Annotated in this window: 2 protein-coding genes; both read left to right on the top strand. The window is 51.4% G+C overall.

The window, feature by feature from the left end; genetic code table 11:
- Positions 1-1,072: conjugal transfer pilus assembly protein TraH (gene traH, locus FTE26_RS07175; protein WP_272457531.1), on the top strand; the 1,072-nt coding region annotated here is incomplete at its 5' end.
- A partial coding sequence (locus FTE26_RS07170) for a conjugal transfer protein TraG N-terminal domain-containing protein (RefSeq protein WP_272457530.1) occupies positions 1,069-1,248 on the top strand: 180 nt, incomplete at its 3' end. The genes traH and FTE26_RS07170, both read left to right, overlap by 4 nt.

Below are 1,248 nucleotides of genomic sequence, written 5' to 3'. Positions count from 1 at the left end.
GCTGCAGCGTTTTGTTAAGCAGATTATGAGCAATGCTGCCGGTTACTTTTTTGACCTTGCCCTGCAGACAACGGTGCCGGAAATCAAAACCGCAAAAGACTTCCTGCAGAAAATGGCAAGCGACATTAACAGTATGAACCTCAGTTCCTGCCAGGCTGCACAGGGGATTATCGGCGGGCTCTTCCCCCGGACGCAGGTGTCCCAGCAGAAAGTCTGTCAGGACATTGCCGGTGAGAGCAATATTTTTGCTGACTGGGCGGCTTCCCGGCAGGGATGTACCGTTGGCGGGAAATCTGACAGTGTCAGGGATAAAGCCAGCGACAAGGATAAGGAGCGGGTGACCAAAAACATCAACATCATGTGGAATGCGCTTTCCAAAAACAGAATGTTTGACGGCAACAAAGAGCTGAAAGAGTTTGTGATGACGCTGACCGGCTCACTGGTGTTTGGGCCTAACGGCGAAATCACACCCTTGTCAGCCAGAACCACTGACCGCTCAATTATCCGGGCCATGATGGAAGGCGGCACAGCAAAAATTTATCACTGCAACGATTCTGATAAATGCCTGAAAGTGGTGGCAGACACACCGGTGACCATCAGCCGGGATAATGCACTGAAGTCTCAGATTACTAAACTTCTGGCCAGCATTCAGAACAAGGCGGTCAGTGACACGCCTCTGGATGACAAGGAAAAAGGCTTTATTTCCAGTACCACCATCCCCGTCTTCAAATACCTGGTTGACCCGCAGATGCTCGGTGTTTCCAACAGTATGATTTACCAGCTGACGGACTATATCGGTTACGACATCCTGCTGCAGTACATTCAGGAGCTGATACAGCAGGCCAGGGCGATGGTGGCCACAGGAAATTATGACGAAGCAGTTATCGAACATATTAACGACAACATGAATGATGCCACCCGGCAGATTGCGGCGTTTCAGTCACAGGTGCAGGTACAGCAGGATGCGCTGCTGGTTGTCGATCGTCAGATGAGCTACATGCGTCAGCAGCTTTCCGCCCGCATGCTCAGTCGTTACCAGAACAACTATCACTTCGGAGGGAGCACGCTGTGAATGAAGTTTATGTGATTGCCGGTGGTGAGTGGTTGCGGAATAACCTGAACGCCATTGCCGCCTTTATGGGAACCAGGACGTGGGATTCCATTGAAAAAATTGCGCTCACATTGTCTGTTCTCGCGGTGGCCGTGATGTGGGTACAGCGGCACAACGTGATGGATTTGCTGGGCTGG

This window comes from Escherichia sp. S10b (assembly GCF_028421345.1).
In the GTDB taxonomy this organism is placed as follows: Bacteria; Pseudomonadota; Gammaproteobacteria; order Enterobacterales; family Enterobacteriaceae; genus ECMA0423.
Note: the sequence above shows the minus strand (reverse complement) of the source record. Positions and strands in the feature narration are given on the sequence as shown.